This is a genomic window from Deltaproteobacteria bacterium (assembly GCA_016183235.1).
Lineage (GTDB): Bacteria > UBA10199 > UBA10199 > DSSB01 > JACPFA01 > JACPFA01.
In genome coordinates this window covers 1-25237 of sequence record JACPFA010000041.1, presented here as the reverse complement: position 1 = coordinate 25237, position 25237 = coordinate 1, and the positions used below count along the sequence as shown (strand labels likewise).

Genomic DNA, 25237 nt, shown 5'->3' with positions numbered 1-25237 from the left:
TACGCTCGCAATGACATCGTATTTGTCATTGCGAGCGCAAGCGTTGCAATCTCATCCTCCCAATCTTACTCTTGGATCCAACTTTGCATAAAACACATCTGTTAACATATTCACCACAATATAGGTGATCGAAATTGTCAGCACACACCCTTGAACCACAGGGTAGTTACGCCGTTGTATCTCCGTGATCAGTAAGGTGCCCAGGCCTGGCCAATTAAATACCTTTTCGGTTACCACGGCCCCGGCTAACAAAGCCCCAAACTGCAAACCAATAATCGTGACAACCGGCAACAAGGCACAGCGCAGCACGTGCCTAACTAAAAGCACTTTTTCTTTTAACCCCTTGGCCCGAGCGGTGCGCACAAAGTCCATCTTTAGAATTTCTAACATCGAAGCGCGGGTCATCCGAGAAATCATGGCAGCAAGCGCTAGCCCTAAGGCCAAGGCTGGGAGAATTATTCCAGAATATTGTTCAAACCCCGACACGGGCAGCCATCCGAGTTTAATCGAAAAAAATAAAATCAATAAGGGCCCGGAATAAAACGTAGGAATGCTGATTCCTAGCAGGGCAAAGCCCATGGCCATGTGATCAAAAGACGAATTTTGTTTGAGGGCCGAAAAAAAACCCAAAGGCAAGGCAACCGAGATAGCCACCACCATACTAAGCAAGGCCAAACAAAAAGTTGGCAAGATTCTGCTTGCGATCAATCGAGCAACCAGGGTTTGGTCAAAGAGTGAACGCCCAAAATTGAGCGTTAAAACATCTTTGATGAAGTAACTGTATTGTACCCAAAGATTGCGATCGAGGCGAAGCGTTTTAACTAACTGCATGCGATCTTGCACATTGGCATTTTCACCCAATATAAAATCTACTGGATCACCGGGGATGATGTGGATGAGGAAGAAGACAAGTGTGATGACCGAAAAGACTGTGGGAATGAGGAAGAGTAAACGTTTTAATAAATAATTAAGCATAAAAAGGAAGATTGCTTTATCATCATGGATCCCGGATCAAGTCCGGGATGACGAGGGTTGTGCAATGACATCTATTACTACGGAGGCCCCTTCATCGCCCCCTCTGTCATTGCGAACCCCTTTAGGGGTGAAGCAATCTCACACTGGCACGCCTTCTCGCAATGACATCTATTCTCTGTATGTACTCACCAAGCCTTCAAACGACGCATTGGGGGTTAAATAATATCCTTTCAAATCTTTTTGCATCACGACAATATTGTCTGGGTGCCACAAACTAACATATGGCAGTTCATTGGCAACGATTTCTTGCAATGGGTCATAGTAAGATTTTCGTTTGGCAGGGTCGTAAGTTTTTTGAGCTTGATGGGCCAAGGTATCAACCTGGGTATTGGCGTAAAATCCACGATTAGAGCCATTGGGCGGGATCTGGCTGCTGGCAAATACCTGATAAAAAATATCGGGGTCGGTCACCCCAACCCACAATAAAGAAAATAATTGAAAATTGCCGGTGCGAATGTCTTTATAAAAAATCCCCCAGTCGTAAGGTTTAACTTCTACTTCAATATGCGCTTGACGAAAAAGTTCTTTAATAGCGAGAGCCATATCCACACTGCTGGCATTGGTTGAAGTTTTATAGGTTAGCTTAAACCGCGGCGCCGCCCCCGGCGGGTCAGGGAAACCTGCATCATCTAACAGGCTGTTAGCCTTTTCCAAATCGTAATGAAACCCGAGTAACTTTTGGTTGTAGGCCCAGTGGATGGGGCTCAAGATCCCAGTTGCCGGTTGCGCATAGCCTTTGAGTTTAAACTGAATCAAGTTGTCGATATCTAAAAGATAGGCAATCGCCCACCGCACTTTGACATTACTTAAAATAGGATCTCGTAAATTAAACCCGAGGTATTGATAATTAATACTTTTATCGTGCAACACCTGAAAGGGATAATGCTTAGTGAGCCAAGGCAACCAATTGGGAGGAACCGCATTTTGAATGAGGTCAATGTTACCTTTAATGAGTTCTAAAACCCGAGTGGTTTCGTCTTTAATGGTGCGAATCCGCACTCTGCTTAAGTGGGCTGGCCCCGCAAAATAATCAGGGTTTTTTTCCAACAAAATAAACCGCTCACTTTGCTGTTGCAAAAATTTAAAAGGCCCAGTGCCAATAGGATGATCTTTGAATGACAGCTGTTGATCGGCAGAGCGTGGCACAATGCCCAAAGTAAGCGCGGTAAGAAAAGGGGCATAAGGTTCTTTGAGTTGCACCACGAGGGTATAGTCATCGATTTTTTCCAACGATTTGATTTTAGAAAAATCTTGATACGCAGGAGAATTTTGCCGGGCTTTCAAAACCGATTGAAAAGTAAATAGGACATCATCGATTTTTAGTTCGGTACCATCATGAAAATGAATCCCCTTTTTTATGGTGATTTTTAAGGTTTGATCAGAAAGAAATTCATATTTTTCTGCTAAATCGGGGACCAACTTTAAATTTTGGTCGTATTTCAGCAAGCCGTTAAAGAGGAGCTTGACGACCTTTACATTATAGGCCCCGCGGGCTAGCCGCGGATCGAGTTGATTGGGATATTCTTCTAGAGCGATCACGAGTTCTTGAGGGTCACGCTTTTGGCTAGAACAGGAAATAAGTAAAACTAATCCGAACCCTATGCATGCATATTTCCAAAACACCATAGGCTATTTTGTAAGAGATTCTTGCATTTATTGCCATTAAAATAAAACAGAAGATTGCTTCGCCCTGCTGGGTTCAGAATGAATGAATGGATGCCGGATCAGGTCCGGCATGACGGTATTGCGTCATCCCGGGCTAGACCCGGGATCCATACGTGACATGATTATGCAATTTTTTCTTGTTTTTTCTTTGAGAGAAGGTTGTAATAAATTCCCTATGAAAAAAAGATTGCTTCGTCAGCCTAAATGCCTCCTCGCAATGACATCTATTATCTGTCATTGCGAGCGTCCGCGAAGCAATCTCGCCCTGACAAGCCTGGTTGTAATGACAATTCTACTCCTAGTTTTACCTCTGGTTCCCTTGCATGCCAAACGCAAAACCCCTAAAGCTGAAACCCTCACTCCTCCAGGGCGCAAACTGCTTCATCACAGCTTTAAAACACCCCCCGAGCTGCGGCCCCAAGTTGATTTTTGGAAAAGCATTTATTCTAAATATGACGACAATTATGTGCTCCTCCACGATACCGAACACTTAGATATTGTTTATGCGGTTATCAATGTTTCAAAAATTTTGGGTGACCCCTATCTTACCCCCCAACAAAAAAAAGAAATGAAGGGTCTGCAAGTAGACACCGAGATGGAGCGCATTCGAACGATCTTGTTAAAACTCCACGATGTCGATATGGGGACCACTGCATTGGCTGATCTTAATGCCGATGAAAAAAAGATTTACGATTTTTTTAAAAATGTCACTGAACCTGAGCGTTTTAAAACAGCCGCCACACCAGCACGCCTGCGTTCCCAAACTGCGATGAAAAATAAATTTATGAGCGCCATTGCGGCAAGTGGGACTTATTTGCCTCAGATGGAAGAAATTTTTAATTCTTATAGCATACCTTCCGAAATTACTCGTTTAGTCTTTGTAGAATCGATGTTTAATTTCAAAGCGATCAGCAAAGTGGGGGCCAGTGGGCTTTGGCAGTTTATGCCAGGCACGGGCAAACTTTACCTTAATATTAATGACGTTGTCGATGAACGCAACGACCCTTTGAGTGCAACTCATGCTGCCGCTAAACTCCTCAAAAGCAATTACGAGGCCTTGGGCACTTGGCCTTTGGCCATTAACGCCTACAATTCTGGGCGAGGGAGTTTGCGCCGGGCCATTGACACGCTGGGTACCACCGACATTGCAACGATTATTACGCAATACCGCGGCGGGAGTTATGGTTTTGCTTCACGCAATTTCTTTCCTTCTTTTTTGGCAGCCTTAGAAACAGCTGAAAATTATTCTAAATATTTTGGCTCGATCAAAAAAGAACCCCCTGCCCTGCTAGAAAAATTCCCTCTTTCCCAAGAAGCAAGCCTCGATGACCTGGCTAATGAAACCGGTCTTTCTAAAGATGTTTTGGTAAGATTAAACTTGGGTTTAAAAGACCCTTATCTGCATGAAGGCAAACCCATCCCTACCGGCGCTACGATTAACATCCCGCGCGGAGAAGCCCCGTTGTTTGCCAAGGCATTGAAAAAGATTGTTGAATATCGGCTGGTATCGGCTGACCCAAGTAAAAACCCGCTAGTTATTCAGAAATAGATGGAAGATTCTTCACCCCGCTGGGTTCAGAATGAATGGATGCCGGATCAGGTCCGGCATGACGGTATTGCGTCATCCCGGGCTAGACCCGGGATCCATATATGACATTAATTTCTAACCTGTCTAATCAAGAAATACACACCCATCCCCAGCAGCACAATTAAATAGAACAAATTCGAAGAATATTGAAAATAATAAGATAGGGTTTCGTAACTTAACTGCAACACAAAGCCCAAATAAAATAACAACACATTCCACAACATCAAACTCACCATTGAAAAGGCCAACATCCTTTTAAAGGGTAACTGGCCAATGCCGGCTAGCAAAATGACGATCATGCGTAACGAAAACAAAAATCGATGAACCACAATCAATAACCAACCATATTTTTGAAAATGTAATTCGGTTTTGGTAAGAGTTTTAATCGAAAAAAATCGAGTGTTTCGCTTCATAAAAAACTGGCGGCCTTTTTTGAGCCCAAACCAATAAAGTAAGCTCAATCCCGAAATAAAACCGAGCGTCGTCACGGCAAAGGCGTAATGGATATTAATAACTCCCTTCGCTGCTAAAAAGGCCCCAAATAAAATAATCGAGTCGCCCGGGAAAGGGGGGAAAATATACTCCAGAACCCCAGCAAAAAATAAAATGAGGTAAATCCACAGCGGATGAAATTGCTCAATGTGGGCGATGAAAGATTCCATACTATCTTGGATCCCGTCCCCCGGCTTGACCGGGGGATCAAGCCGGGGGATGACATGGGATTTATTCGGCTCTTTATTGACTTGATGAATACTACAACATTATATATTAAGGTTTAACATGAAGAAAGTCTTAGCGCTATCAATCTTAGTCGTTTTTTTAGCCGCCTGCACTCGGGTGCCAACCGCTAAACGGGCCGACCATCTCTTAGCCCATTTTTTTAATAAATATGGCAAAAAATACCCCACCAGTGAATTTAATTCTAAGGTAAGCCAGGTTGAAATTGAATCGATTAACGAATTACAAAAAAATCTGGCCGCCATTGGGGCCAATGTTCAGTTAGAAAATGGCAATACGATCCCAGTTGAAGTTACGGTTTTGCGTAAGGCACCTTTTGGTTGGCGCATCAACGGATGGGAACAATCCCCTGGTCCCCGTTAAACGTATTATAATAAATTTTTTCTCCGTCGGTCTTTAAAGTAATTTCTCCGTTTTGATCGGTGCGTAATATTTTGATCCCCTTGCTTTGATATCGCTCCATAATTTTACGATTCGGCAAATGATAGGGGTTGTTTTCGCCCACCGACAATAATGCAATTTGGGGATTAACCTGATCGAGAAAAGATTCGAGGCTTGAGGTTTTAGAACCATGGTGGGGTATTTTAAGAATTTGGCTTTTTACCAAAACTTGGTTTTGTTCTAAAATTAAGGTTTCAGCATCTTTTGCAATGTCTCCGGTCGACAAAAAACAAACCTGGCGCCAACATAAGCGTAACACCAAAGAAGCGTTATTATCATCTTCTGCCTCAGAACCTGCATGAACCACTTGAACTATTGCCTTGCCTAATGCAAAGGTTTCACCGGCTTGTAAAACACGATCCCTCACCCCCGCCAGCTTAACATCTTCCAACAACGACCCCTTGCCATTCCACCAAAATTCTCCCACCCTAAAATTTTTCAATACAAATCCTAAACCCTTGGCATGATCCGCATCGGGATGAGTTAAAACAACATAATCCAGCTGATGAATCCCGCGACCCAATAACTCAGGGGCCAACACGCTTTGGCCTATATCTAAATTAGAAAATGGCAAGCCCCCACCATCGATCAGTAGGTTAGGCCCTCCCGGCAACTGAATTAACAAAGCATCGCCTTGCCCCACATCAAACATCGTCACGGTCATATGACGTGGAGGAAAACAATAAGCCTTCCCCCACGAAAAACTATAATTTAAAATAAAGAATGCCGCTCCTATTAGAAAAAATTTTTTGGCGAGGCTGGGATGTGCCCACAGCAATATTCCTAAAGCCAAGCAACCATAAATGACCCAACCAAAGCCTTGCACCGGGGGTACCAAGGGGCAAAAAATGGAACTGGTAAAATGAGTGCTTAAATAAACCCAGAGAGGTTCGAAAAATCTTGCTAATCCGGCTAGTATTCCAAAACCCCAAAGTTTGGGCATAAAAAATAAGGCATAAAAACCTATGGGCAAAATGATGAAGGAAATAAGCGGCCCTAAAATGAGATTGGCCAGAGGTGCTAAAAGGGAAAAACGCCCAAAGCTGTTGACTAAGAATGGGTAAAGCACCACCTGAATGGCCATGGTCGATGCGAGCGAATCTATGGTGATAACAATTAATGTTTGAAACCTTGGTTTCAAACTTGTTTTTTGCATGGCCGTTTGCAGTTGCCGATGGCAAGGCGGTAAAAAAAGAATGAGCGTTAAGGTAGCCAAGGCCGACAATTGAAAACTTAAATCTAATAAAAGTTTAGGTTGAACGATTAATAAACAAAGGGCTGTAAAACAAAAAATCGTCAACGCATCTTTAATGCGCCCTATTAAAATTACCCCCAACCCTAAACCCATCATCACCGCTGACCTAGCCACCGGAGGGTTCCAGCCAGTAAGCAAGGCATAGACTAAGGTGGGGATGAAACTTGTCAACAAGGCTAATTTAAACGCCAAACCTCGTTCGGCTAAGAGCGGCCATAATGAAAAAATAAAGTAGAGGGGATAAAAAAAGGAGGCTCCAAACAACACGAGGTGAAAGCCTGAAACCACTAACACATGCGTAAGCCCCAAGGTTTGAAAACCTTGGGCCAAACCCTCTTTTGAATCAATGGGTGTGCCCAACAATAAAGATTGAAAAATTTTTTGTGAATATCCCGACAAAAATTGTTGAAGGTCTTGGATTAAGGTTAGGCGATAAGTCTCTAAAAATCTAGAAATGTAACGACTTTTGTTGACTACCTCAATAAGTTCTGGCTTTGATAAAAACATCGAAGCATGCACGCCTTGATTTTCCCAATAAGCCTTTGAATCAAAACTGTAAGGATTTTTAAAACCAAGAATAGCTTTAAGTTTGCCCTTTATTTTTAATAAATCCCCTTTCACCCACTCACAACGATCAGTTACCACGGTTAATTTTACCAACCCTTGGGCTGAGATTTTTTCATTATCCTGTATAGTTTTAAGCCTAACTAACATTCTAACCTGATCGCCATAAGGCATGCAGGCGCTTGCCACCTCAACCCAAGCCACCCCCGACCAAGGCAATGAAATGGATTCGCGAACTAAATCACTTTTTTCATGATGTGAGTACGAAACTGCACCACCGATGATCGATAATGCAACTAGATTGATAACCAACACCCCACGCAATAAAGCTTCACTGAAAAAATGCCGCCACAAAAAAACCCAGAGCAGCCCTGCTAAAAGGACAATCCAGGGGTTCGTTTTTAAAGGAATGTCTGCATGCGCAAGGCAAATCCCCAAACCTGCACCCACAAGCGCCCATAACAAAGGCCTTGAAAATAGAATCGTCATGCCATGCAAAGAATGCACGTTGCATGCCAAAAGATGTCATTGCGAGCCCTCTCATAATCCCCTCTGTCATTGCGAGGCCTTTCATGCCCTCTGTCATTGCGAACCCCTTTAGGGGTGAAGCAATCTATTCTGCCCAACCGGGGAGATTGCTTCACCCTGCTGGGTTCGCAATGACAGAGGGGCCCTACTAGTAGCCTCGCAATGACAAATCACTTCAGCTTCTTTAAATCTTTGAGCAAGACGGTAGGTGGCAATTCATAAAGACCAGGGGATTTTTCTTCAAGTAGTTCATCAATGAGCCGAATAAACCCCACGATCACATCACGAATTTTTTCATATTCGTTATTGCCCCATTGATTCGTTAGTAACAATTTCAACCGACCACGCAAACCCTTCATAAACACCTTGGCCCGTTTATTATCAGGATATTTTTTGGCCAACCGGATAAAGGCATTCACATTAATCCCGTTGAGCAATAATTGGCCTTCTTCTAGATGAAAAGACACTCCATCAACGGTTTCATCAAACTTCTTTTTAATGCGCCCAAAGATTTTGGCCAAAAAGGCTTGTACCAATGCTGCCAGCATGGCGAGTTTTTCAGGATCTTGCGCATGGTGCAGGGCCCATTTGCGATAGTTATCTAATTTTTTAGCCAGGTTGGTCCAATAATGGGCCGAAAGATGGGTTAAGTTTTCCGAAATAAAATAAGCCAAATCTTGATTGTTCAGTACAATTCGCCCTCGCAAAAAATCAAATTTATGCTCGCCATCTTGAAATTCCCAGCTTTGTTTAACTACCTCTCGAGCTTCATGCTCGGCCAAAGGGAGATCATCAATGCGAGGAGGCAGCCGTAAAAGATTGCGTAGGTTTAAAGGGTCAGTGGACATAAAATAAGCCAATTACGTTAACGGTGTGGAAATTCTTCTGAATCCGGCAGAGGCTCTCTCAACCCCGAGCAAAGGGGTTTCGAGTAGCCTCTTCCCGCTTCAGAAGAATTTCCACACCGTTAACGCAGTTATCACAATCGTTTAGAAGATAAAACTCTATTAAGGCAAACCAGGTAATCCCGCGCCAAATCCGACCCCGTGTAATTTTCTTGCAAGAGTTCTGCAAAACGAAACAAACATCCAATTTGTTCATCGGAAAGATGAAGGTTGGTGAGGTTCCTGCCTTTATAATAGATGGCTTCGGCACCTTGGTCGTAATGAATGCTCGCCACGGATCTATTGACAATAAAAGTAAGGGTGGCCCGATTCCCATGAACGAATAATTTAGAATCCACCAGCGAGGGCAAACCCCGACCCATCCACCCCGCAGCTACCCATGAACGCTTGGGTGGTTCAGTAGATTCTTGACCGACTACTTGTTTTTCTTCTTTAAACCCCATACCGCATAAGAATAAGTGTGCATGCTTTATGCCAGGTTACAATGAAAGTTGTAAAAAATTATCAAATGATTTTAAATAGTTGCATTGACGCACGAAAAGACGGCCGGCGCTACCCCTCTCAATTTGAGAATAGCTCTCAAAATGAGAGATTTTCTTAAAGGTAATGGGATGGTATAAAAACCTATGGCTGAAATTAAGCAGTTACCCCATGGGGTTCAAATCGGAAATATTGAATTTATTTGGGGGCACAATTCTAAAGATATATTTTTTTCTAACTCTATCCTGATTCACGACCCCAACACGACCATTGTCGACCCTTCGGCTAGCTTTAGCTATCTCGAATCTGTTGCCAGCCAAAAGATCGTTAAATTTGTTTTAAACACCCACTATCACGCCGACCATCGTTCGCTAGGCTCGCTTTTTAAAGAAGCTAAATTTATTTGTCACAAACTCGACTTGCCTGCGATTGCCAATTTTGAAAATTATCTTAAATACGCTGACACCGAAGAAAGTTTTTATAAAGAATGGCTACGCATGCTCTTTTCTTCTCTCGACATGATGGAAAGGCACATTAGCCTAAATGTAGAAGATGGTGATTATCTCGACTTAAAAGAAAATAAAGTGAAGGTGGTTCACTTGCCCGGGCACACCCCTGGCCACATTGGTTTGTTATTTGAAGATATAAGCCTTTTATTTACCAGCGATATTGACCTGACCCCTATGGGCCCATGGTATGCCAATATTGTTTCAGATATCGATCAATTCTTGCGTTCCTTAAGCCGGATTCGCAATATTCATGTTGAACATTATGTAACAAGTCATGGTGGTCGAATTTATGATCGGGAAAAATTTACCCAAAAAGTGATGCGATTTGAAAAAGATATCCACGATCGTGATGCCCAAATCCTTGAAGCCTTAAAAACAGGGCCTAAAACGGTAGCTGAACTTTCTGCCTCTGGCATCATTTATCGAAAAGCCATGTTGGTGAACCCTCTATATGCCAGTTTCGAACGCCAAATGATCCAAAAACACCTACAACGGGCGGCTAATCTAGGCAAAGTGCGGGAAGAAAATGGTTTGTGGCACCTGGTTTAATCGGACAATACGACGATCGGCACAATGATGCCGCTCAAAATAATCGCCCCAATCAATGTGCCCACCACAATGGCTGCGGTTTTGTCAGAGCGAGTATCCGCCGACATGGTATCAAACTCGGCCCTGACAATGTCTTTTTGATTTAAAGTACGGGTTGCAACCGCAGGTTGAATTTGAAAATGGGTGCTAGCACAAGAAACTGTAAAAAAAGAAAATATTAACACTAATAAAAATTTTTTCATGTTAAAATTACCCAAATCGAGATTGCCACGCTCCATCGTGGGTCCCCGCCTCCGCAGGGATGACATTGCTCGCAATGACAGCTATACCGAGAAACTGGTTCCACATCCACAAGATTGTTTCGCATTGGGGTTATTAAACACGAAATTTGAACCCATAATATCTGAATGCCAATCCACCACCATGCCTTTGATGTATAAACCACTCTTAGGATCGATGAAAATCTTGACCCCGTTTTGTTCTACCACGTGATCTTTGGGTTCTGGGTTTTCTACAATATCAAACTTATATTGTAACCCCGAACAACCCCCACCCTGTATTCCAAAGCGAATCCCCCAATTGGGTTTACCCTGTTCGGTAATGATCTTTTTGATCTGAGTTAATGCCTGCTCTGTTAGTGTAATCATAGTGCTTGCTCTGTCATTGCGGAACCATTGATAAGCCTTCTGTCATTGCGAGCCCAGCAAGGCGAAGCAATCTCAATTGGCCCAAGCGAGATTGCTTCACCCTGCTGGGTTCGCAATGACAGAGTGCCCCCCTCAGATCCTCACAATGACAGCTCCATTCTCTCTCAGTTTTTTAACAACTTCGATGACTCGCTTAATCGTATAATCGATCTCTGTTTCGGTCGTCAATCTTCCCAACCCAAACCGAATCGCACTTTCTGCTCGTTCGGGCGAAAATCCTAAAGCCTTTAACACATGGCTCGGTTCTGGATTCGCTGAACTACATGCCGAACCACTTGAAACCGCAATTTCTGGCATTGCCATCATTAAGGCATTGCTTTTAACCCCAACGAAACTAAGATTCAAGTTGCCGGGCAACCTATCGGTAGAATGTCCGTTTAAATAGACTTCGTCAAGACCAGAACAAATACCTTGGTAAAGACGCTCTCGCAATTTTATCAAACGCTTAGCTTCTTCGGCTCTCAATTGACAAGCCTTTTGCATGGCTTTGGCCATACCAACAATCGCAGGAACATTTAATGTGCCCGAACGCAAGCCCGCTTCATGCCCACCACCATAAAACAAGGGATTTAATTTCACAGCATGCGGGCGCTTACGAACATACAAACCACCACAACCCTTGGGCCCATAAAATTTGTGGGCCGTAAATGACAATAAATCAATTTTCATTTTTTCTACATCGATGGGCACCTTACCTACCGCTTGTGCCCCATCCACATGAAAAGTAATTTTGGCAAGGCTGGCAAGCTCACCAATTTCTGCGATGGGATTTAAAGTACCAATTTCATTATTTGCTGCAATCACTGAAATAAGAACTGTATCGGGAGTGATGGCTTGTTTGAACTCTGCAACAGAAACCTTACCGCAAGAATCAACCGGCAAAATCGTTACCTTGAACCCACGACTTGTTAAAAATTTATGGGGATCTAAAACCGATTTATGTTCGACCGCTGTGGTAATGAAATGTTTACCTTCAAATCTTTGGGCTAACCCCAAGATAGCTAGATTATTCGATTCGGTGGCCCCACTCGTAAAAATAATTTCGGATTCTTCTGAACCCAAACATTGAGCAATATCTTTCCTTGCCTTTTTAACCGCTGCTTGCGCTTTCAACCCAAAGATATGCTGCTGACTGGCGGCATTGCCAAAATCATCTTTCAAATAAGGCAACATGGCTGCCAACACTTCAGGATCTAGCGGAGTCGTTGCATGATAATCTAAGTAAATAGGTTGTTTTCGAATCATTTCGTTTTAATCATATTACCATAGCCTACCAAAAGTCATTTCTGTTTTTTTGACCTTGAAATTCATGGGCATAAGACATACTTACAACACCCTATGGAAAAACAGATTTATCAAGCGCTGGCCAAGGTTATGGACCCTGAAACTAAGCAGGGTCTAGTCGCCACAGATCGCATAAAAAATTTTAGGGTGCTGGGCAATAATGTTCAATTTACAGTCTTGCTACCCAACCCTCAATTGAAGGCCCATTTAGAACTCGAAATCAACCAGGCTTTAAAAAAAGTCCCTAACTTAGGGTCGGTAAAAATCTTTTTTGAAACGCCCCATACTCACGACCACGGGCATCATCACGAACATGATCATGCCCACGAAGATCAACCCAGGCTTTCAGCCCGCCACATTTTGGCGGTGGCCAGTGCCAAGGGTGGGGTCGGAAAATCTACCTTGGCCATCAATTTGGCGATTGCGCTTTCGCATTTGGGAAATCGGGTGGGGGTTCTCGACGCCGATATCTATGGGCCCTCGCTTCCTACCCTGTTAGGCCTCAAAAATATGCCCCCCTCGCTTAATGAAAACAAAACCAAAATGATCCCCCATGAAAAATTTGGTATTAAATCCATGTCGGTGGGTTATTTAATGGGCGAACAAGATGCCGCTATTTTACGCGGCCCCATGGTGGGAAAATTGATTCAACAATTTGTCGATGATGTCGAATGGGGTGAATTAGATTATTTAGTCATCGATTTACCACCCGGCACCGGTGACACCCAACTTTCTCTCACCCAACTTTTGCAAATCTCGGGGGCCATTATTGTAACCACCCCACAAGAAATTGCCTTGGCTGATGTGGTGCGTGGCATCCAGATGTTTCGTAAGGTGAACACCCCCATTATTGGAATTATTGAAAACATGAGCCAATTTGAATGCCCCCATTGCCATGAAATTACCGAAATTTTTTCCACCGGCGGCGGGATGTTGCAAAGTAAAAAATTGGGCATCCCATTTTTGGGTTCTATCCCCATTGACCTTGCCACTCGCATTTCGAGCGACGATGGTATTCCGATTGTTCATGCAAATCCCACGGGAAAAATCGGCGCTATCTTCAAAGCCATCGCCCAAGAAATTGAAAGTAAAACAGAAGTAGCCGCCTCTCCGCCTATCATGATTAAACTCTAAAAACTATTGACCTCTGCGCCGGATTGGCTATGGTCCACTTTCCTATGAGTTCTCATCAAGAACGTTACCAGCAATTACAAAAACGAAACGAAGAGGCCCTCTTGGGCGGGGGCAAAGATCGGATCGAAGCCCAGCACCAATTGGGCAAACTCACCGCTCGGGAAAGAATCGAACTCCTCCTAGATCCCGGCACCTTTGTCGAATTAGACCGTTTTGTCACCCATCGCATTGCTGACTTTGGCATGGAAAAGAAAAAGATTTTAGGGGACGGGGTCATCACTGGCTATGGCTACATTAATGGCCGGCTTGCTTACATTTTTGCCCAAGACTTTACGAGTTTCGGCGGTTCGCTGGGCGAGGCCTATGCAAAAAAGATTTGTAAAATCATGGATTTAGCAACTAAAACGGGCGCCCCGGTCATTGGTTTAAATGATTCGGGTGGGGCCCGTATTCAAGAAGGCGTGCTTTCGTTAGCCGGCTATGCCGATATTTTTCAACGCAATGTTATGTCGAGCGGGGTCATCCCCCAAATTTCAGCGATTATGGGCCCTTGTGCCGGGGGTGCGGTTTATTCCCCTGCCCTTACCGACTTTATTATTATGGTGGAAAAGACTGCCCACATGTTCATCACCGGCCCCGAGGTCATTAAACAGGTCACCCATGAAGAAGTTTCCAAAGAAGACCTAGGCGGCGCCTTGGCCCACAGCAGCAAAAGCGGGGTTTGCCAATTACGCTCTCCTAACGATAAGGCTTGTTTATTACTCATCCGCAAGCTCTTGGGTTACCTGCCACAAAATAATTTAGAAGATCCCCCCGTTGAAAATTGCACCGACGATTCACAACGCAAATTGGCAAATTTAGAAAATTTCGTGCCTGAAAATCCCAACAAACCTTACGACATGAAAACCATTATTAAGGCCACCCTCGACCACGAAGACTTTTTTGAAATTGCCCCTGATTATGCCAAAAATATCCTGATTGGTTTTGGTCGCTATAATGGAAAAGTGGCGGGGATTGTAGCCAATCAACCCATGGTGTTAGCCGGTTGCCTTGATATTAATGCTTCTATTAAAGCGGCGCGCTTCGTTCGCTTTTGTGATGCCTTTAATATTCCTATTGTCACCTTTGTAGATGTCCCCGGGTTTTTACCAGGCACCCAGCAAGAATACGGTGGCATTATTTTACATGGTGCTAAATTACTTTATGCCTTTTGTGAAGCCACCATCCCTAAAGTAACTCTCATCACACGCAAAGGTTACGGCGGCGCCTACGATGTTATGAGTTCTAAACACATCCGTGGCGATATTAACTATGCCTATCCCTTTGCTGAAATTGCCGTGATGGGTAGCGAAGGCGCAGTGAATATTATTTTTCGAAAAGAATTAGCCGAAGCTAAAGACCCTGAAGCTGAACGAAAACGTTTGGTCGAAAAATATCGTGAAACCTTTGCCACCCCTTACAAAGCCGCCGAGCTAGGTTATATCGACGAAATCATCATGCCCAGTGAGACTCGCAGCAAAATTATCACCGCGCTGCAAATGTTAAGCAACAAGGTCGACAAAAATCCCAATAAAAAGCACGGCAATATCCCTCTATAGCTCTATGGCCTCATCTATCAAAAAAGTGCTTATTGCCAATCGAGGAGAAATCGCCATACGCATCCTGCGCACTTGTCGTGAGCTGGGCATTACCACGGTTGCACTTTTTTCCGACGCCGATCGTAGCGCACTGCACGTAAGACGAGCTGATGAAGCCTATTATTTGGGAAAATCGCCCGCGACTGAAAGCTATCTCAATATCGAAAAAATTATTGCCATTGCCAAAAAAGCTCGGGTTGATGCGATTCATCCCGGTTATGGCTTTCTTTCAGAAAACGCCCAGTTTGCTCAAACCGTCATCGATGCAGGAATGATCTTCGTAGGCCCCAGCCCTAAAACCATCTCGCAAATGGGTTCTAAGATCGAAGCCCGTAAAATCGCTATCCAAGCAGGCGTGCCAGTCATTCCCGGCATGGAAAAAGCCATCCAAGATTTATCCGAGGCTAAAAAGATTGCCCAACAAATGGGTTACCCGATCTTACTCAAAGCCGCGATGGGGGGCGGCGGCAAAGGCATGCGCACCGTGCATCGAGAAGAAGAGCTGGCTAGTGCTTTTGAATTGGCCAGCGGCGAGGCCCTCAAATCTTTTAAAGATGGTTCGGTATTTATTGAAAAATTAATCGAAGGCCCTCACCACATTGAGGTGCAAATATTAGGCGACCAACACGGCAATGTAATCCATCTTTTTGAACGAGAATGTTCGATTCAGCGCCGTCATCAAAAAATTATTGAAGAATCGCCCTCGCCTTTTATCACCGAGGCCACTCGCAAAAAAGTTTGTGACATCGCCCTCAAACTAGCTAAACACGTGGGTTACCAAAATGCCGGCACAATTGAAATGTTGGTCGACAAAAACCAAAATTGCTATTTCCTCGAAGTCAACACCAGGCTACAAGTCGAACACCCCATCACCGAATGCGTCACCCATCTTGATTTGGTCAAATTACAATTAGAAATTGCTATGGGTAAACCACTCCCCCTTAAACAAGCCGATATTACTCAAACCGGCGCAGCTATCGAATGCCGAATTTATGCCGAAGACCCCTTTAACAACTTTCGCCCCTCCCCTGGCTTGGTGATCGATCAACAATATCCCCATGGCCCTGAAGTGAGGCTCGACAATGGTATTTATCAAGGGTTTACTGTTCCCATGGAATATGACCCAATTTTAGCCAAACTCATCACCTGGGGAAACACGCGCCAAGAGGCCATCACCCGAATGAAGCGGGCCTTGGCCGAATATAAAATCATTGGCATTAAAACCAATCTTTATTTTCATCGCCGCGCTTTAGAAATTGCTGATTTTGTCAAAGGCCATTACGACACACATTTTGTCGACCAACATCTTGCTGAAATTTTAAAGATTGACCCTCAAGAAAAAGAAATTGCCCTCATGTTGGCAGCCCTCACCCAGCATTTACACAATAAATCTCTTAAACCCACCACGAGCGGCACTGAAGCCGCCAGCGTTTCTGCTTGGAAACTTCTGGGGCGAAAGGCAGGGTTACGTTCATCATGAGTTGCACTTATCATCTCCACACCGAAGGTGAAAATTTTGAAGTGCAAATCGAAGAAAAAGACGCTTCGACTTATGTGGTGCATTTGGGGAAATCTTCTCATCAATTCGAATTGCTATTAGACAAAAAACCCATTTACACATTTCTCTTAGACCAATTCAAAATCATCGATCTTGAGGCTCAAGTTAAAGATGATAAATGCCAATTAGTCTTAGGGCACATCCCCTATACTTTAAAAATCATCGACCCTCTGAAGGCCCACGATGGCGATGCCTATGGAGACGAAGGCTCTGGCATCATCGAAGCCCCCATGGCAGGCAAAGTGATCGAATTAAAATTAAACGTTGGTGACAGTGTCACCAAAGGTGCCGTGGTACTCATTGTTGAGGCCATGAAGATGCAAAACGAAATCAACTGTCCACTCGATGGAACGGTAAAAAATATTCATGTCAAAGTTGGCGATTCTGTCGAGGCCGGGCAAAAATTAATCGAGATTGAAAAATGATAACTAAAAATGAAGCATTAAATTATCATGAAATAACGCCCAAAGGGAAAATTGAAATTATTGCCACCAAACCCTGCGCTACCCAAAAAGATTTGTCGCTGGCTTACACCCCGGGTGTGGCCGAGCCTTGTCTCGAGATTGAAAAAGATTCAGACAATTCTTATCGTTTTACGGCACGAGGCAATTTGGTGGGCGTAATCACCAATGGCACCGCAGTTTTAGGCCTGGGCAACATTGGCCCCTATGCAGCCAAGCCGGTGATGGAAGGCAAGGCTGTCCTCTTTAAAAAATTTGCCAACATTGATGCCTTTGATCTTGAAATTAAAGAATCGGATCCCGATCGTTTTGTAGAAATCGTCAAATCTCTCGAACCCACCTTTGGTGGCATTAATTTAGAAGATATCAAAGCCCCTGAATGTTTTTACATTGAACGCCGTTTAACCATGGAACTTAACATCCCGGTTTTTCACGATGATCAACACGGCACCGCTGTTATTAGCGGGGCTGCCCTGCTTAATTCTTTGGAGATTACTGGCCGAAATACCAAAAATGTTAAAATTGTTTTTTCAGGCGCAGGGGCTGCTGCTATTGCTTGTGCAAAAATTTTTCACCGTTTGGGTGTGCCGCGAGAAAATATTTTTCTTTGCGACCGCAAAGGTTTGGTGCATCAAGATCGCGACGACATTGAACCCGAACGCGGGTTTTTCGCCCAAAAGACCCCCGGCCGCACCTTAGCCGACGCCATGCGAGATGCCGATGTATTTGTGGGTGTCTCTTCTAAAGGGCTAGTGACCCCTACGATGCTTAAAAGCATGGCCCCTAACGCCATTGTTTTTGCCTTGGCCAACCCGGATCCCGAAATTACCTACCCCGAAGCCATTCAAGCCAGGCCCGATATTATTATGGCCACGGGGCGCTCTGATTACCCCAACCAAGTCAATAATGTTTTGGGTTTTCCCGCTATTTTCCGTGGGGCCTTAGACGTGGGGGCCTCTACCATTAACGAAGAAATGAAAATTGCGGCCAGCCTAGCCTTAGCCAAGCTTGCTAAAGAACCCATACCGGCTAAAGTTTATACCCTTTATCAACTTAAAGAAATTTCGTTTGGAAAAAATTACATCATCCCCAAGGCCTTAGATTATCGAGTGGTGCCTTGGGTTGCCCCCGAAGTGGCCCGCGCCGCGATGAACTCCGGGGTGGCTAAACGACCCATCGCCGACCTCGCAAAATATCGTCAAGAGCTTGAAGCACTAATTGCCAAAGATTAACATCGTCATTCCGGCCTTGAGCCGGAATCTATGTTGGTGGATCCCGGATCTAGTCCGGGATGACGTGAAGTATTCCCTTCTCCATTGCTACCTGCACAAATGCAAAAAATTGTTCTTTGAAGGCCCCTTGCAATTCGAACGGTATTTCTTGTAACCATTCTTTCAAAGATGCCTCGATCGCTTTAGGCTTTTCAAGCCCCCCTTGCCACCACTCATAAATCCCAGCATTCACTTCCATAAAGTTGACTGCCAATGTTTTGGGATCTCGATAAACACAAAGATAATACTGCCCCACCGGCAACTTTTCTAAATCACAATTTTTTTCACTAATAAAATGCACCGGCCATGCATATTGGCGAATCACCATAACGGGGTTAAAAACTACCATGTCATTGCGAGCGTTAGCGAAGCAATCTTCAATTTCTTCTTGATAAAGTAACAACAACTCCAACAATTCATAATCCAACAATTCTTCTAAATAAGGAAACCGCCGCTTCAAAGGGTATTCGCACTTTTTAAAAAACCGATAAAATTCTTCCGAAACAAATTTTAATAAATGATTTTGGGGCGGCGCTTGCACCAAAAACTCGCGAATCAGTCTAGGCCACTCGGCCCCTAAAATGGCCGCACTAATAGGATAACAGCTGGTGATTGTTTCACGTAAAGTTTTAAAGACCGCTTCACGATAAAAAACTAAGCACTCGCGTTTTTTTGCAGGCAGGCCATCAAACACAAACTCACCCTGTTCAGCAAAGATGAGTTTGTGCCAATTTTCTTGCACCTCTCCTGTCATTGCGAGCCCAACGGGCGAAGCAATCCCACCATTCGAGATTGTTGCATCATCATGGATCACTGCTTGCGCAGGGATGACATTGCTTGCGATGACACTTTTTCTCGACCTTTCTAAGACCTCCCGCATCTGCCGCATCTCAGCTAACACTTCTTCTACCGGTGGCAGGTTATGATCGCGCTCCACCAGAATGGCCGGGAATTCTAACTTTTGGCTCACATAGCGAAGCAAATCCCAAACCGGCTCAATAATCGCCGCCCCGTGCGTATCAATCAACCAATCGGGCAATTTTTGATAATGCCCGGCCATATGGCCATGAATCACCCGATGCAAGGGCATTTGATCTAAAAATTCATAAGGGCTGTAACCATGGTTGACTGCATTAACGTAAACATTATTAATATCGAGGTGGAGGGCACAATCGGCTGCTTCCACCACTCGGCTTACAAATTCGGCCTCCGACATTTCATTTTCACCTAACGTTGCATAATAAGAAACATGCTCTAAGGCCAAGGGCATTTCTAAAAAATCTTGAACTACTTTTGCTCGTGCAACCACGTGCTTTAAGCTTGCTTCATTAAAAGTTAGTGGAATGAGATCATGAAATTGTGCCCCCTTCACCGAAGCAAAACACAAATGTTCGCTAAACCAAGGGATTTTAAATTGGTTTAAAAATTTTTTGAGTTGTTTGAGAAATTCAAAATCGATCGGGTCAACGCTGCCAATCGAAAGGCTCAACCCGTGGGCTAATAGGGGATAGCGCTCAGCGATTTGACAAAACTTGTTAAAATTGCGCCCACCGATTTGCAGATAATTTTCGGGGGCTATTTCAAAAAAATCAACATCACCCGGTGGGTTTGAGAGGAGGGAATCGAAGTGTTCCCTCCTCAACCCAATTCCAACACCTAATTTTTGAACGGTGCTGTTATAATTAACCATAGCCTAATTCGTTTTGGCCTTTTCGTCTTTCATGTTGGCCCCGCAGTTGCCTTGACCACAAGAAGCATCTTTGGTTTTAGCAGTTTTTTCATCTTTGGCTTTTTCTTCTTTGCTGGCCTTTTCATCTTTGGCCTTTTCATCCTTTGCCGGGGCTTTTTCATCTTTGGCAGTCTTTTCATCTTTAGCCTTTTCATCCTTTGCCGGGGCTTTTTCATCTTTGGCAGTCTTTTCGTCTTTAGCCTTTTCATCTTTTGCCGGAGCTTGTTCTTCGGCATGAGCAACGCTATAGCCAACACTCAAAACGTTATGTTGGAAAATACCCCCAGAAACGACTAACCCTGCAACAGCAGACCCTAACATCCACTTTGATAATTGATTCTTCTTAACCATTTTTTCCTCCTTAAAGGATTGTTTGTTGAATTAACGCTAATGATCCAGATCATCTAATGTCAATTAACCTTTAAGTAAATTGAAAAATTATCGAACACACGTCATCCCGGACTTGATCCGGGATCCATAGTGACAAAGAATCTTAACTGTTATAAGTATTTGATTTTATTTGATTTTATCTCTATTTTTTATAGGCGGTTATGAAATTATTTGCCAATCTTAAACCTCCCCTATTAGAATGAACGTCTTGTAAAACCAATTCTCGTTAACCATTAAACCCGGGGTGAATACCGATGAAAAAATTATTAGCGATTTCTCTTTTTGCTAGTTTGATGCTTGCTCTAACAGCAGGCTCTGCTTTGGCCTTTAAAATTAAAGATGTAACCAAAGAAGTAGGTAAAGCCGGCATTGAAATCGGCGTTAACAAAAAATTGTCTGATGAAACTCGTAAATGCCGTTATGCCTCCGCCACCGAAATTAGACCAAGCGGTTGCAACACGATGGCCATCATAACCGCACTCAATGCCTTTCGAAAAACTGCTGAAAGGAGCGGAGCGGCCAATGATGTAGATATTGAAATCACGGCTCATGCCAAAACAGATAAAGTGGCAAGACAACGCGCTGAATACCTTCGCGACCAAGTCAAAGCCCAAGTTAGCTGGTGGGATTATTCCGTATATTATCAAAAAGGCGGCGATAATATCGAAATGAAAGTTAAGGTTGACTAGTTGACTGCTGTCATTCTGAACCCAACAGGGTGAAGAATCTCAGTTTATTTTCTTTAAGGCGCCTTGAAAAAATCAGGGCGCCTTTTTTATTAATATAATAATGTCATTCTGATGTCATCCCTGCGAAGGCAGGGACCCATGATGATAAAGAATCTTCCATTTTATTCTTATGCCCAATCAAGATCATTCATTCTTAGAACTTATTGCCCAAATCTTCGCCCCCCTGGAATGGTACTTCCGCTACGAAGTGCAAGGCCTGCACAAAATCCCCCAACACAGCGCCAGCATGATCGTCATGAACCACGGCATCATCCCCTATCATGGCTTCTTATTAGCGCGCCGAGTTTTCACCGAACTTAAAATTCCACCCCGCGGCCTGGGTGCAAGTTTTCTATTTGAAGTCCCCTTGCTTCGAGAATTTTTTATCAAAGGTGGCGCTGTAGAAGCTACACCTAAAAACGCCGAAAAACTTTTACGCCAAGGCTGCTGCGTCATGCTAGCACCGGGCGGCATTTATGAAGCCCTAGTCACCACCCCTGGCATGAAACGCATCCCATGGGAACGCCGCGAAGGCTTTGTGCGTGTGGCCTGCAAAACCAACACTCCCATCATTCCAAGCTATTGCCATGGCATCGACAAAGTTTATTTCAATTCCAAATTCATGCTCAAACGTCGCATCAAAATTTTAGAAAAAACCCGCTTTAGCATCCCCTTATTCTGGGGCTTAGGCCTACTCCCCTTTCCCATCAAACTCATCCAACTCTTAGGCGACCCCATCTACCCCAAAAGACACAAAAAAGAATCGTTCGAACAGCAAGTCGAACGCACCCACATCGAAGTTATCAAAACCATGGAGCACCTGCGGGATAGTTATTAGCATGTTTTTTTTGAAGACATTTTTTTAAAGAAGGTTAAAATAGCCAGACTGACAATTTTAATTGCGAGGGAAAAATGAAGAAAATGATTTTTGTTTTGGTTTCTTTTTTAATCGTTGTGCCCTTTTATTCTCTGCAAGCGGGCGGAGAACAACCCACCCACGTGATCACCATGGATACTCATTATTACAAAGATGGCCCTCAGCAAGCCCGCCCCCCTGATGGAACCTTTAAAAAAGGCGAAAAAGTAACCTTAATTCGATCATCAGGTAGCTACGCCCTGGTAAAAAGCGCGGGCGGCATTGAGGCCTACGTAGCCAGCGCAAGCCTATCTAGTCTTGAAACAATAAAATAAACGCAGGCAGGGGCTAATGGATGACCCCTTTGTTCAATCTTTTGATTTGAAGCTATTCTCAAGCATCGCAATTTCCGCATCTGAAACGCCGAGTTTGCTGAAGTGGGTCTTCCAGGTAGTGGTGATATCCCGAATATTGTTGATGAGAAGACGCGCACCTGCCTTACTCAAGCGGAATTTTTCACATAGGGAGAGCGCGTTCTTATAGGAGGCGCGGCGCCCGTCGGCCCCCAGGACCATTGCCAATGCATAACTGTCCGTCTTGATGACCGCCGGAGAGACATCATACAGTGGCGACAGGTTCCAATACTTCCCATTGTTAAGAAAGCCAAAATTTCTAGGATGGTCGTCGTTGTTGTAAACCGCGATGTTGAACACCAGTCGCCGAAACAACTCTTTGAGGTCCTCTTCAGGATGCTCCGAAAACCGCAAAATCGCGTCTGCCAGCGCAAAGTAGCTCCATGACCCATAATCGCTTTCATGGGTCCCGGTGATCGTCAGGCCCGAAATGAAGGGAATACGATCTCTGTTTTTCCGGTCAAATCGTTTAATCAAAAAAACAGACTTCTCGCCGATTTTTTCAAGATACAGCGGCGGGAGATTGAGCCCGCATTTTTGGGCGAGGGTCATGGTGGCATATTCGATCAACGGCTCGTTTTTGGAATCGAGCGAGATGGAAAATTTGGCCAGGTAGGCCCCTTGATGCCACATCACGGTGGATTTGGGGCGCGCCCCGCCCAGTGACGGACCATAATCCAGATACTGCTTCAGGCGTTTCGTTTGATCAGAGGCAACGGCATCATCCACCGCGCCCGCACATTGGGTGAGGTCCAGCCGTTTAGGGCTGTGACGCGCCTCAAATTTGTCACCCGGTTCATACTGCATCGGGCCGGATTCCAAAGAATCGGTGAACGCCAGCGCGCCTACACGGTCCTCGCCGGTCGCCGCAATGTATTCGATTTCGTTTAATCCCCGCGCAAATTTTTTATCCAGGAGGTAGCGTCCCCATTTGTCGGGTCCCGCATCCCGAATGCCGTTAAAGACCTGAAACCCGTCCGGCGTTTCAAAACTGCGGTCTTCTAGCGGCAGATGAACAGGATCAATGGAAATGGCGTCCGCGCGTGCGAGATATTTTTTTCCGTAGCGAAACAGACTCGACGAGCGGGGGCCTGCCTCCTGATATTTCAGCAATCCGCAGGGGATCCAGTCGCCATTCAAATCAATAAGGACATACATGCGGCTGAGCATCAGAAATTGACCTCCTCTTCCGGGATCGCCCGGGTGATCTTCTGCCTTTTACGAATTCTGCGAACCTTGGCGGCGGCGGTTTCAATATCGTTTTCCGGTTTCAAAAATTCTTCTATTCCTTTAGCGAGGTTGAAGAGACTTAAAACCTGAAAAAAGAGGCCGATCGATACCCCCGGATGGCCCGCCTCCAACTGCGCCACCGTGCGCCGATCCACGCGCGCCCTGTTGGCCAGTCCCAGGAGGCTTAAGCCCCGCCGTTTGCGGGCCTCGGCAATCAGCCGCCCCACCTCTTTCAGCAAGAAGGCCGCGTCCCCCGTGAGCATCGTATCCCAATTTTTGAGTTTCATATATACTATTAAATGTATATTAATAACATTAAATATGCATTATAATGTACTAAATAACGGGGGAATTGGCAAACGAAATTTGGGGACTGAACGGGTGGAGTTAGCCCACTTTACTGCTCGACGCAAAGTAGAACTCTCACCTGATTACAGCCTGTAAAAAATTCGGATGGCCCACCGTAAGGTGGGTAGAACCTGATAGGTGACTGAAACAGACCTTGAGTCTGATTTCTAACACTCGAATTCAAGGGTGCAGGTGTAAAAGAAAACTCGTCTTATCAGATGATTACTTTGAAAGGATTGATGAAAAAATCCTAAGGGAAAACTTTTTTCTCTTGACCCCAGGGGCTAATGGGTGACCCCTTTTCTCATTTCAGTTCAATCAATAATCTCTTTCCGGTGGCAGCAGCAAAACGAGCCAGTGAATCAATACTTACATTAGCGTTGCTCATAAGACGCTGAACTTGTGAAACGCTTGTTTTCATTCTTTTTGCCAGTTGACGGATACTTAATCGTTTTTGCTTAGCAATCCGACGCACTTCTTGGCCAATCATTAGCTCCGCAGTTACTTTTTCAAACTCCCTGCGGAAGTCAGGATCTCTCAGTTCATCCTGCAAGAAATCCGAAAAGCTGGATCCTCGATGGGGATTAGTTTTTTTCATTTTATCCTCCTAGGCTCATATAATTTGCGAACCGTCTTAACGCGAGAGTGATTTCCCCCTTAGGAGTTTCTTGTGATTTCTTCATAAAAGCATGAAGAAGAACAACCTCGCCCTCATGAAATGCGTAAAGAACTCTATGGCGGCCTGCTCGAATTTCAAAAAGATCCTTCTGTCCAACCATTTTTCTTCCATGTGGCATATCAAGCCTTCCAGTTGTTGACAAAATGAATAAACATCCCTCGATGCGAATACGTTCCTTTAACGACAATTTCTTAATGTACTCAGCAACTGGCTCATCACCTCGAGCAGTTCGGAAAAATCGAATCTCTAATTTCACGAAGGTGAGTGTACCAATATAATGGTTCAATTGTCAAGGATTATTTTGTCATGGTTAAAAAAATAAGTGCGGAAAACTAGGATGATTTAAGACAAGTTTTAAATAACCCAATCTAAACCTGTCTCATGTCAAGACTTGATAACATTAGCCCCTGAATTGGAGGGGCGATGTATTTTTTGGGATCAGCGGTTGAAAGTGGATCACGAGGTTGGCTTATAAGCAACGATCTTGGGTCGAGGCGATCAAGAGGTCGGGGAGATTTTTCCCTTTTGGCCCATGATGGCTCATGTCACGCATCT

The 25237-nt window shown here is 44.4% G+C and carries 26 protein-coding genes; 11 read left to right on the top strand and 15 right to left on the bottom strand.

Features of this window, described 5'->3' with window-relative positions; genetic code table 11:
- Positions 1-51: 51 nt before the first annotated feature.
- Both HYU97_10160 and HYU97_10155 read right to left on the bottom strand, forming a co-directional pair.
- The gene (locus HYU97_10160; GenBank protein ID MBI2337106.1) at positions 52-975 is read right to left on the bottom strand and encodes an ABC transporter permease; all 924 of its coding nucleotides are present in this window, start codon (positions 973-975) and stop codon (positions 52-54) included.
- A 168-nt stretch (positions 976-1143) separates the two neighbouring features.
- Positions 1144-2661 (bottom strand): ABC transporter substrate-binding protein, encoded by a 1518-nt coding sequence (locus HYU97_10155; protein MBI2337105.1) that lies wholly within the window; start codon positions 2659-2661, stop codon positions 1144-1146.
- Positions 2662-2983: 322 nt separating this feature from the next.
- Here HYU97_10155 and HYU97_10150 point away from each other — a divergent pair, with 322 nt between their 5' ends.
- Positions 2984-4249: a transglycosylase SLT domain-containing protein gene (locus tag HYU97_10150; GenBank protein MBI2337104.1), complete on the top strand. Its 1266-nt coding sequence runs from the start codon at positions 2984-2986 to the stop codon at positions 4247-4249.
- Between the two features lie 107 nt (positions 4250-4356).
- On the opposite strand, the gene HYU97_10145 is transcribed toward HYU97_10150, so the two are convergent.
- The gene (locus HYU97_10145) at positions 4357-4950 is read right to left on the bottom strand and encodes a DedA family protein (protein MBI2337103.1); all 594 of its coding nucleotides are present in this window, start codon (positions 4948-4950) and stop codon (positions 4357-4359) included.
- Between the two features lie 118 nt (positions 4951-5068).
- Between HYU97_10145 and HYU97_10140 the strand changes: the two genes are divergently transcribed.
- Positions 5069-5389 (top strand): hypothetical protein, encoded by a 321-nt coding sequence (locus HYU97_10140; GenBank protein MBI2337102.1) that lies wholly within the window; start codon positions 5069-5071, stop codon positions 5387-5389.
- Here the strand turns inward: HYU97_10140 and HYU97_10135 are convergent.
- From HYU97_10135 to HYU97_10125, 3 genes are all read right to left on the bottom strand, one after another.
- Positions 5355-7775 carry a DNA internalization-related competence protein ComEC/Rec2 gene (locus tag HYU97_10135; GenBank protein MBI2337101.1) on the bottom strand — a complete coding sequence of 807 codons (2421 nt, stop codon included), beginning with the start codon at positions 7773-7775 and terminating at the stop codon, positions 5355-5357. The genes HYU97_10140 and HYU97_10135 overlap by 35 nt on opposite strands.
- A 209-nt stretch (positions 7776-7984) precedes the next feature.
- Positions 7985-8662, bottom strand: coding sequence for a hypothetical protein (locus HYU97_10130; protein ID MBI2337100.1), 678 nt, complete (start codon positions 8660-8662; stop codon positions 7985-7987).
- Between the two features lie 131 nt (positions 8663-8793).
- A complete protein-coding gene (locus HYU97_10125; protein ID MBI2337099.1) occupies positions 8794-9162 on the bottom strand; it encodes a hypothetical protein in 369 nt (122 codons plus the stop codon).
- A gap of 183 nt (positions 9163-9345) precedes the next feature.
- Here HYU97_10125 and HYU97_10120 point away from each other — a divergent pair, with 183 nt between their 5' ends.
- Entirely contained in the window at positions 9346-10257 is a 912-nt protein-coding gene (locus HYU97_10120) for an MBL fold metallo-hydrolase (GenBank protein MBI2337098.1), read from the top strand.
- Here the strand turns inward: HYU97_10120 and HYU97_10115 are convergent.
- The 3 genes from HYU97_10115 to HYU97_10105 form a co-directional block, all read right to left on the bottom strand.
- On the bottom strand, positions 10254-10535 hold the full coding sequence (locus HYU97_10115) for a hypothetical protein (protein MBI2337097.1): 282 nt from the start codon (positions 10533-10535) through the stop codon (positions 10254-10256). The genes HYU97_10120 and HYU97_10115 overlap by 4 nt on opposite strands.
- A gap of 45 nt (positions 10536-10580) precedes the next feature.
- The gene (locus HYU97_10110) at positions 10581-10904 is read right to left on the bottom strand and encodes an iron-sulfur cluster assembly accessory protein (GenBank protein ID MBI2337096.1); all 324 of its coding nucleotides are present in this window, start codon (positions 10902-10904) and stop codon (positions 10581-10583) included.
- 132 nt (positions 10905-11036) lie between these two features.
- Complete coding sequence (locus tag HYU97_10105) at positions 11037-12206, bottom strand: cysteine desulfurase (GenBank protein MBI2337095.1); 1170 nt, start codon at positions 12204-12206, stop codon at positions 11037-11039.
- 96 nt (positions 12207-12302) lie between these two features.
- On the opposite strand from HYU97_10105, the gene HYU97_10100 reads away from it, so the two are divergent.
- From HYU97_10100 to HYU97_10080, 5 genes are read left to right on the top strand one after another with little or no spacing between them, the layout of a single operon-like run.
- Positions 12303-13382 (top strand): Mrp/NBP35 family ATP-binding protein, encoded by a 1080-nt coding sequence (locus HYU97_10100; protein MBI2337094.1) that lies wholly within the window; start codon positions 12303-12305, stop codon positions 13380-13382.
- Between the two features lie 44 nt (positions 13383-13426).
- The gene (locus HYU97_10095; protein MBI2337093.1) at positions 13427-14980 is read left to right on the top strand and encodes a methylmalonyl-CoA carboxyltransferase; all 1554 of its coding nucleotides are present in this window, start codon (positions 13427-13429) and stop codon (positions 14978-14980) included.
- Positions 14981-14984: 4 nt separating this feature from the next.
- Complete coding sequence (locus HYU97_10090; GenBank protein MBI2337092.1) at positions 14985-16499, top strand: acetyl-CoA carboxylase biotin carboxylase subunit; 1515 nt, start codon at positions 14985-14987, stop codon at positions 16497-16499.
- A complete protein-coding gene (locus HYU97_10085; protein ID MBI2337091.1) occupies positions 16496-17002 on the top strand; it encodes a biotin/lipoyl-binding protein in 507 nt (168 codons plus the stop codon). Before HYU97_10090 ends, HYU97_10085 begins: the two co-directional genes overlap by 4 nt.
- On the top strand, positions 16999-18270 hold the full coding sequence (locus HYU97_10080; GenBank protein MBI2337090.1) for a malate dehydrogenase: 1272 nt from the start codon (positions 16999-17001) through the stop codon (positions 18268-18270). Before HYU97_10085 ends, HYU97_10080 begins: the two co-directional genes overlap by 4 nt.
- A 49-nt stretch (positions 18271-18319) precedes the next feature.
- Here HYU97_10080 and HYU97_10075 read toward each other — a convergent pair whose 3' ends face one another.
- Positions 18320-19999, bottom strand: a complete 1680-nt coding sequence (locus tag HYU97_10075; protein MBI2337089.1) for a DUF692 family protein — start codon at positions 19997-19999, stop codon at positions 18320-18322.
- Positions 20000-20002: 3 nt separating this feature from the next.
- Positions 20003-20389, bottom strand: a complete 387-nt coding sequence (locus tag HYU97_10070; GenBank protein MBI2337088.1) for a hypothetical protein — start codon at positions 20387-20389, stop codon at positions 20003-20005.
- 293 nt (positions 20390-20682) lie between these two features.
- Here HYU97_10070 and HYU97_10065 point away from each other — a divergent pair, with 293 nt between their 5' ends.
- The 3 genes from HYU97_10065 to HYU97_10055 all read left to right on the top strand — a co-directional run bounded on the left by HYU97_10065 (position 20683) and on the right by HYU97_10055 (position 22347).
- On the top strand, positions 20683-21117 hold the full coding sequence (locus HYU97_10065) for a hypothetical protein (protein MBI2337087.1): 435 nt from the start codon (positions 20683-20685) through the stop codon (positions 21115-21117).
- A gap of 169 nt (positions 21118-21286) precedes the next feature.
- Complete coding sequence (locus HYU97_10060) at positions 21287-21994, top strand: acyltransferase family protein (protein ID MBI2337086.1); 708 nt, start codon at positions 21287-21289, stop codon at positions 21992-21994.
- Between the two features lie 74 nt (positions 21995-22068).
- The gene (locus HYU97_10055) at positions 22069-22347 is read left to right on the top strand and encodes a hypothetical protein (GenBank protein MBI2337085.1); all 279 of its coding nucleotides are present in this window, start codon (positions 22069-22071) and stop codon (positions 22345-22347) included.
- Between the two features lie 33 nt (positions 22348-22380).
- On the opposite strand, the gene HYU97_10050 is transcribed toward HYU97_10055, so the two are convergent.
- From HYU97_10050 to HYU97_10035, 4 genes are all read right to left on the bottom strand, one after another.
- The gene (locus HYU97_10050) at positions 22381-23595 is read right to left on the bottom strand and encodes a type II toxin-antitoxin system HipA family toxin (GenBank protein MBI2337084.1); all 1215 of its coding nucleotides are present in this window, start codon (positions 23593-23595) and stop codon (positions 22381-22383) included.
- Positions 23595-23942: a helix-turn-helix domain-containing protein gene (locus HYU97_10045; protein MBI2337083.1), complete on the bottom strand. Its 348-nt coding sequence runs from the start codon at positions 23940-23942 to the stop codon at positions 23595-23597. The genes HYU97_10050 and HYU97_10045 overlap by 1 nt, the downstream gene beginning before the upstream one ends.
- A 365-nt stretch (positions 23943-24307) precedes the next feature.
- Complete coding sequence (locus tag HYU97_10040) at positions 24308-24601, bottom strand: helix-turn-helix transcriptional regulator (GenBank protein ID MBI2337082.1); 294 nt, start codon at positions 24599-24601, stop codon at positions 24308-24310.
- Between the two features lies 1 nt (position 24602).
- The gene (locus tag HYU97_10035; GenBank protein ID MBI2337081.1) at positions 24603-24938 is read right to left on the bottom strand and encodes a type II toxin-antitoxin system RelE/ParE family toxin; all 336 of its coding nucleotides are present in this window, start codon (positions 24936-24938) and stop codon (positions 24603-24605) included.
- Positions 24939-25237: the final 299 nt, after the last annotated feature.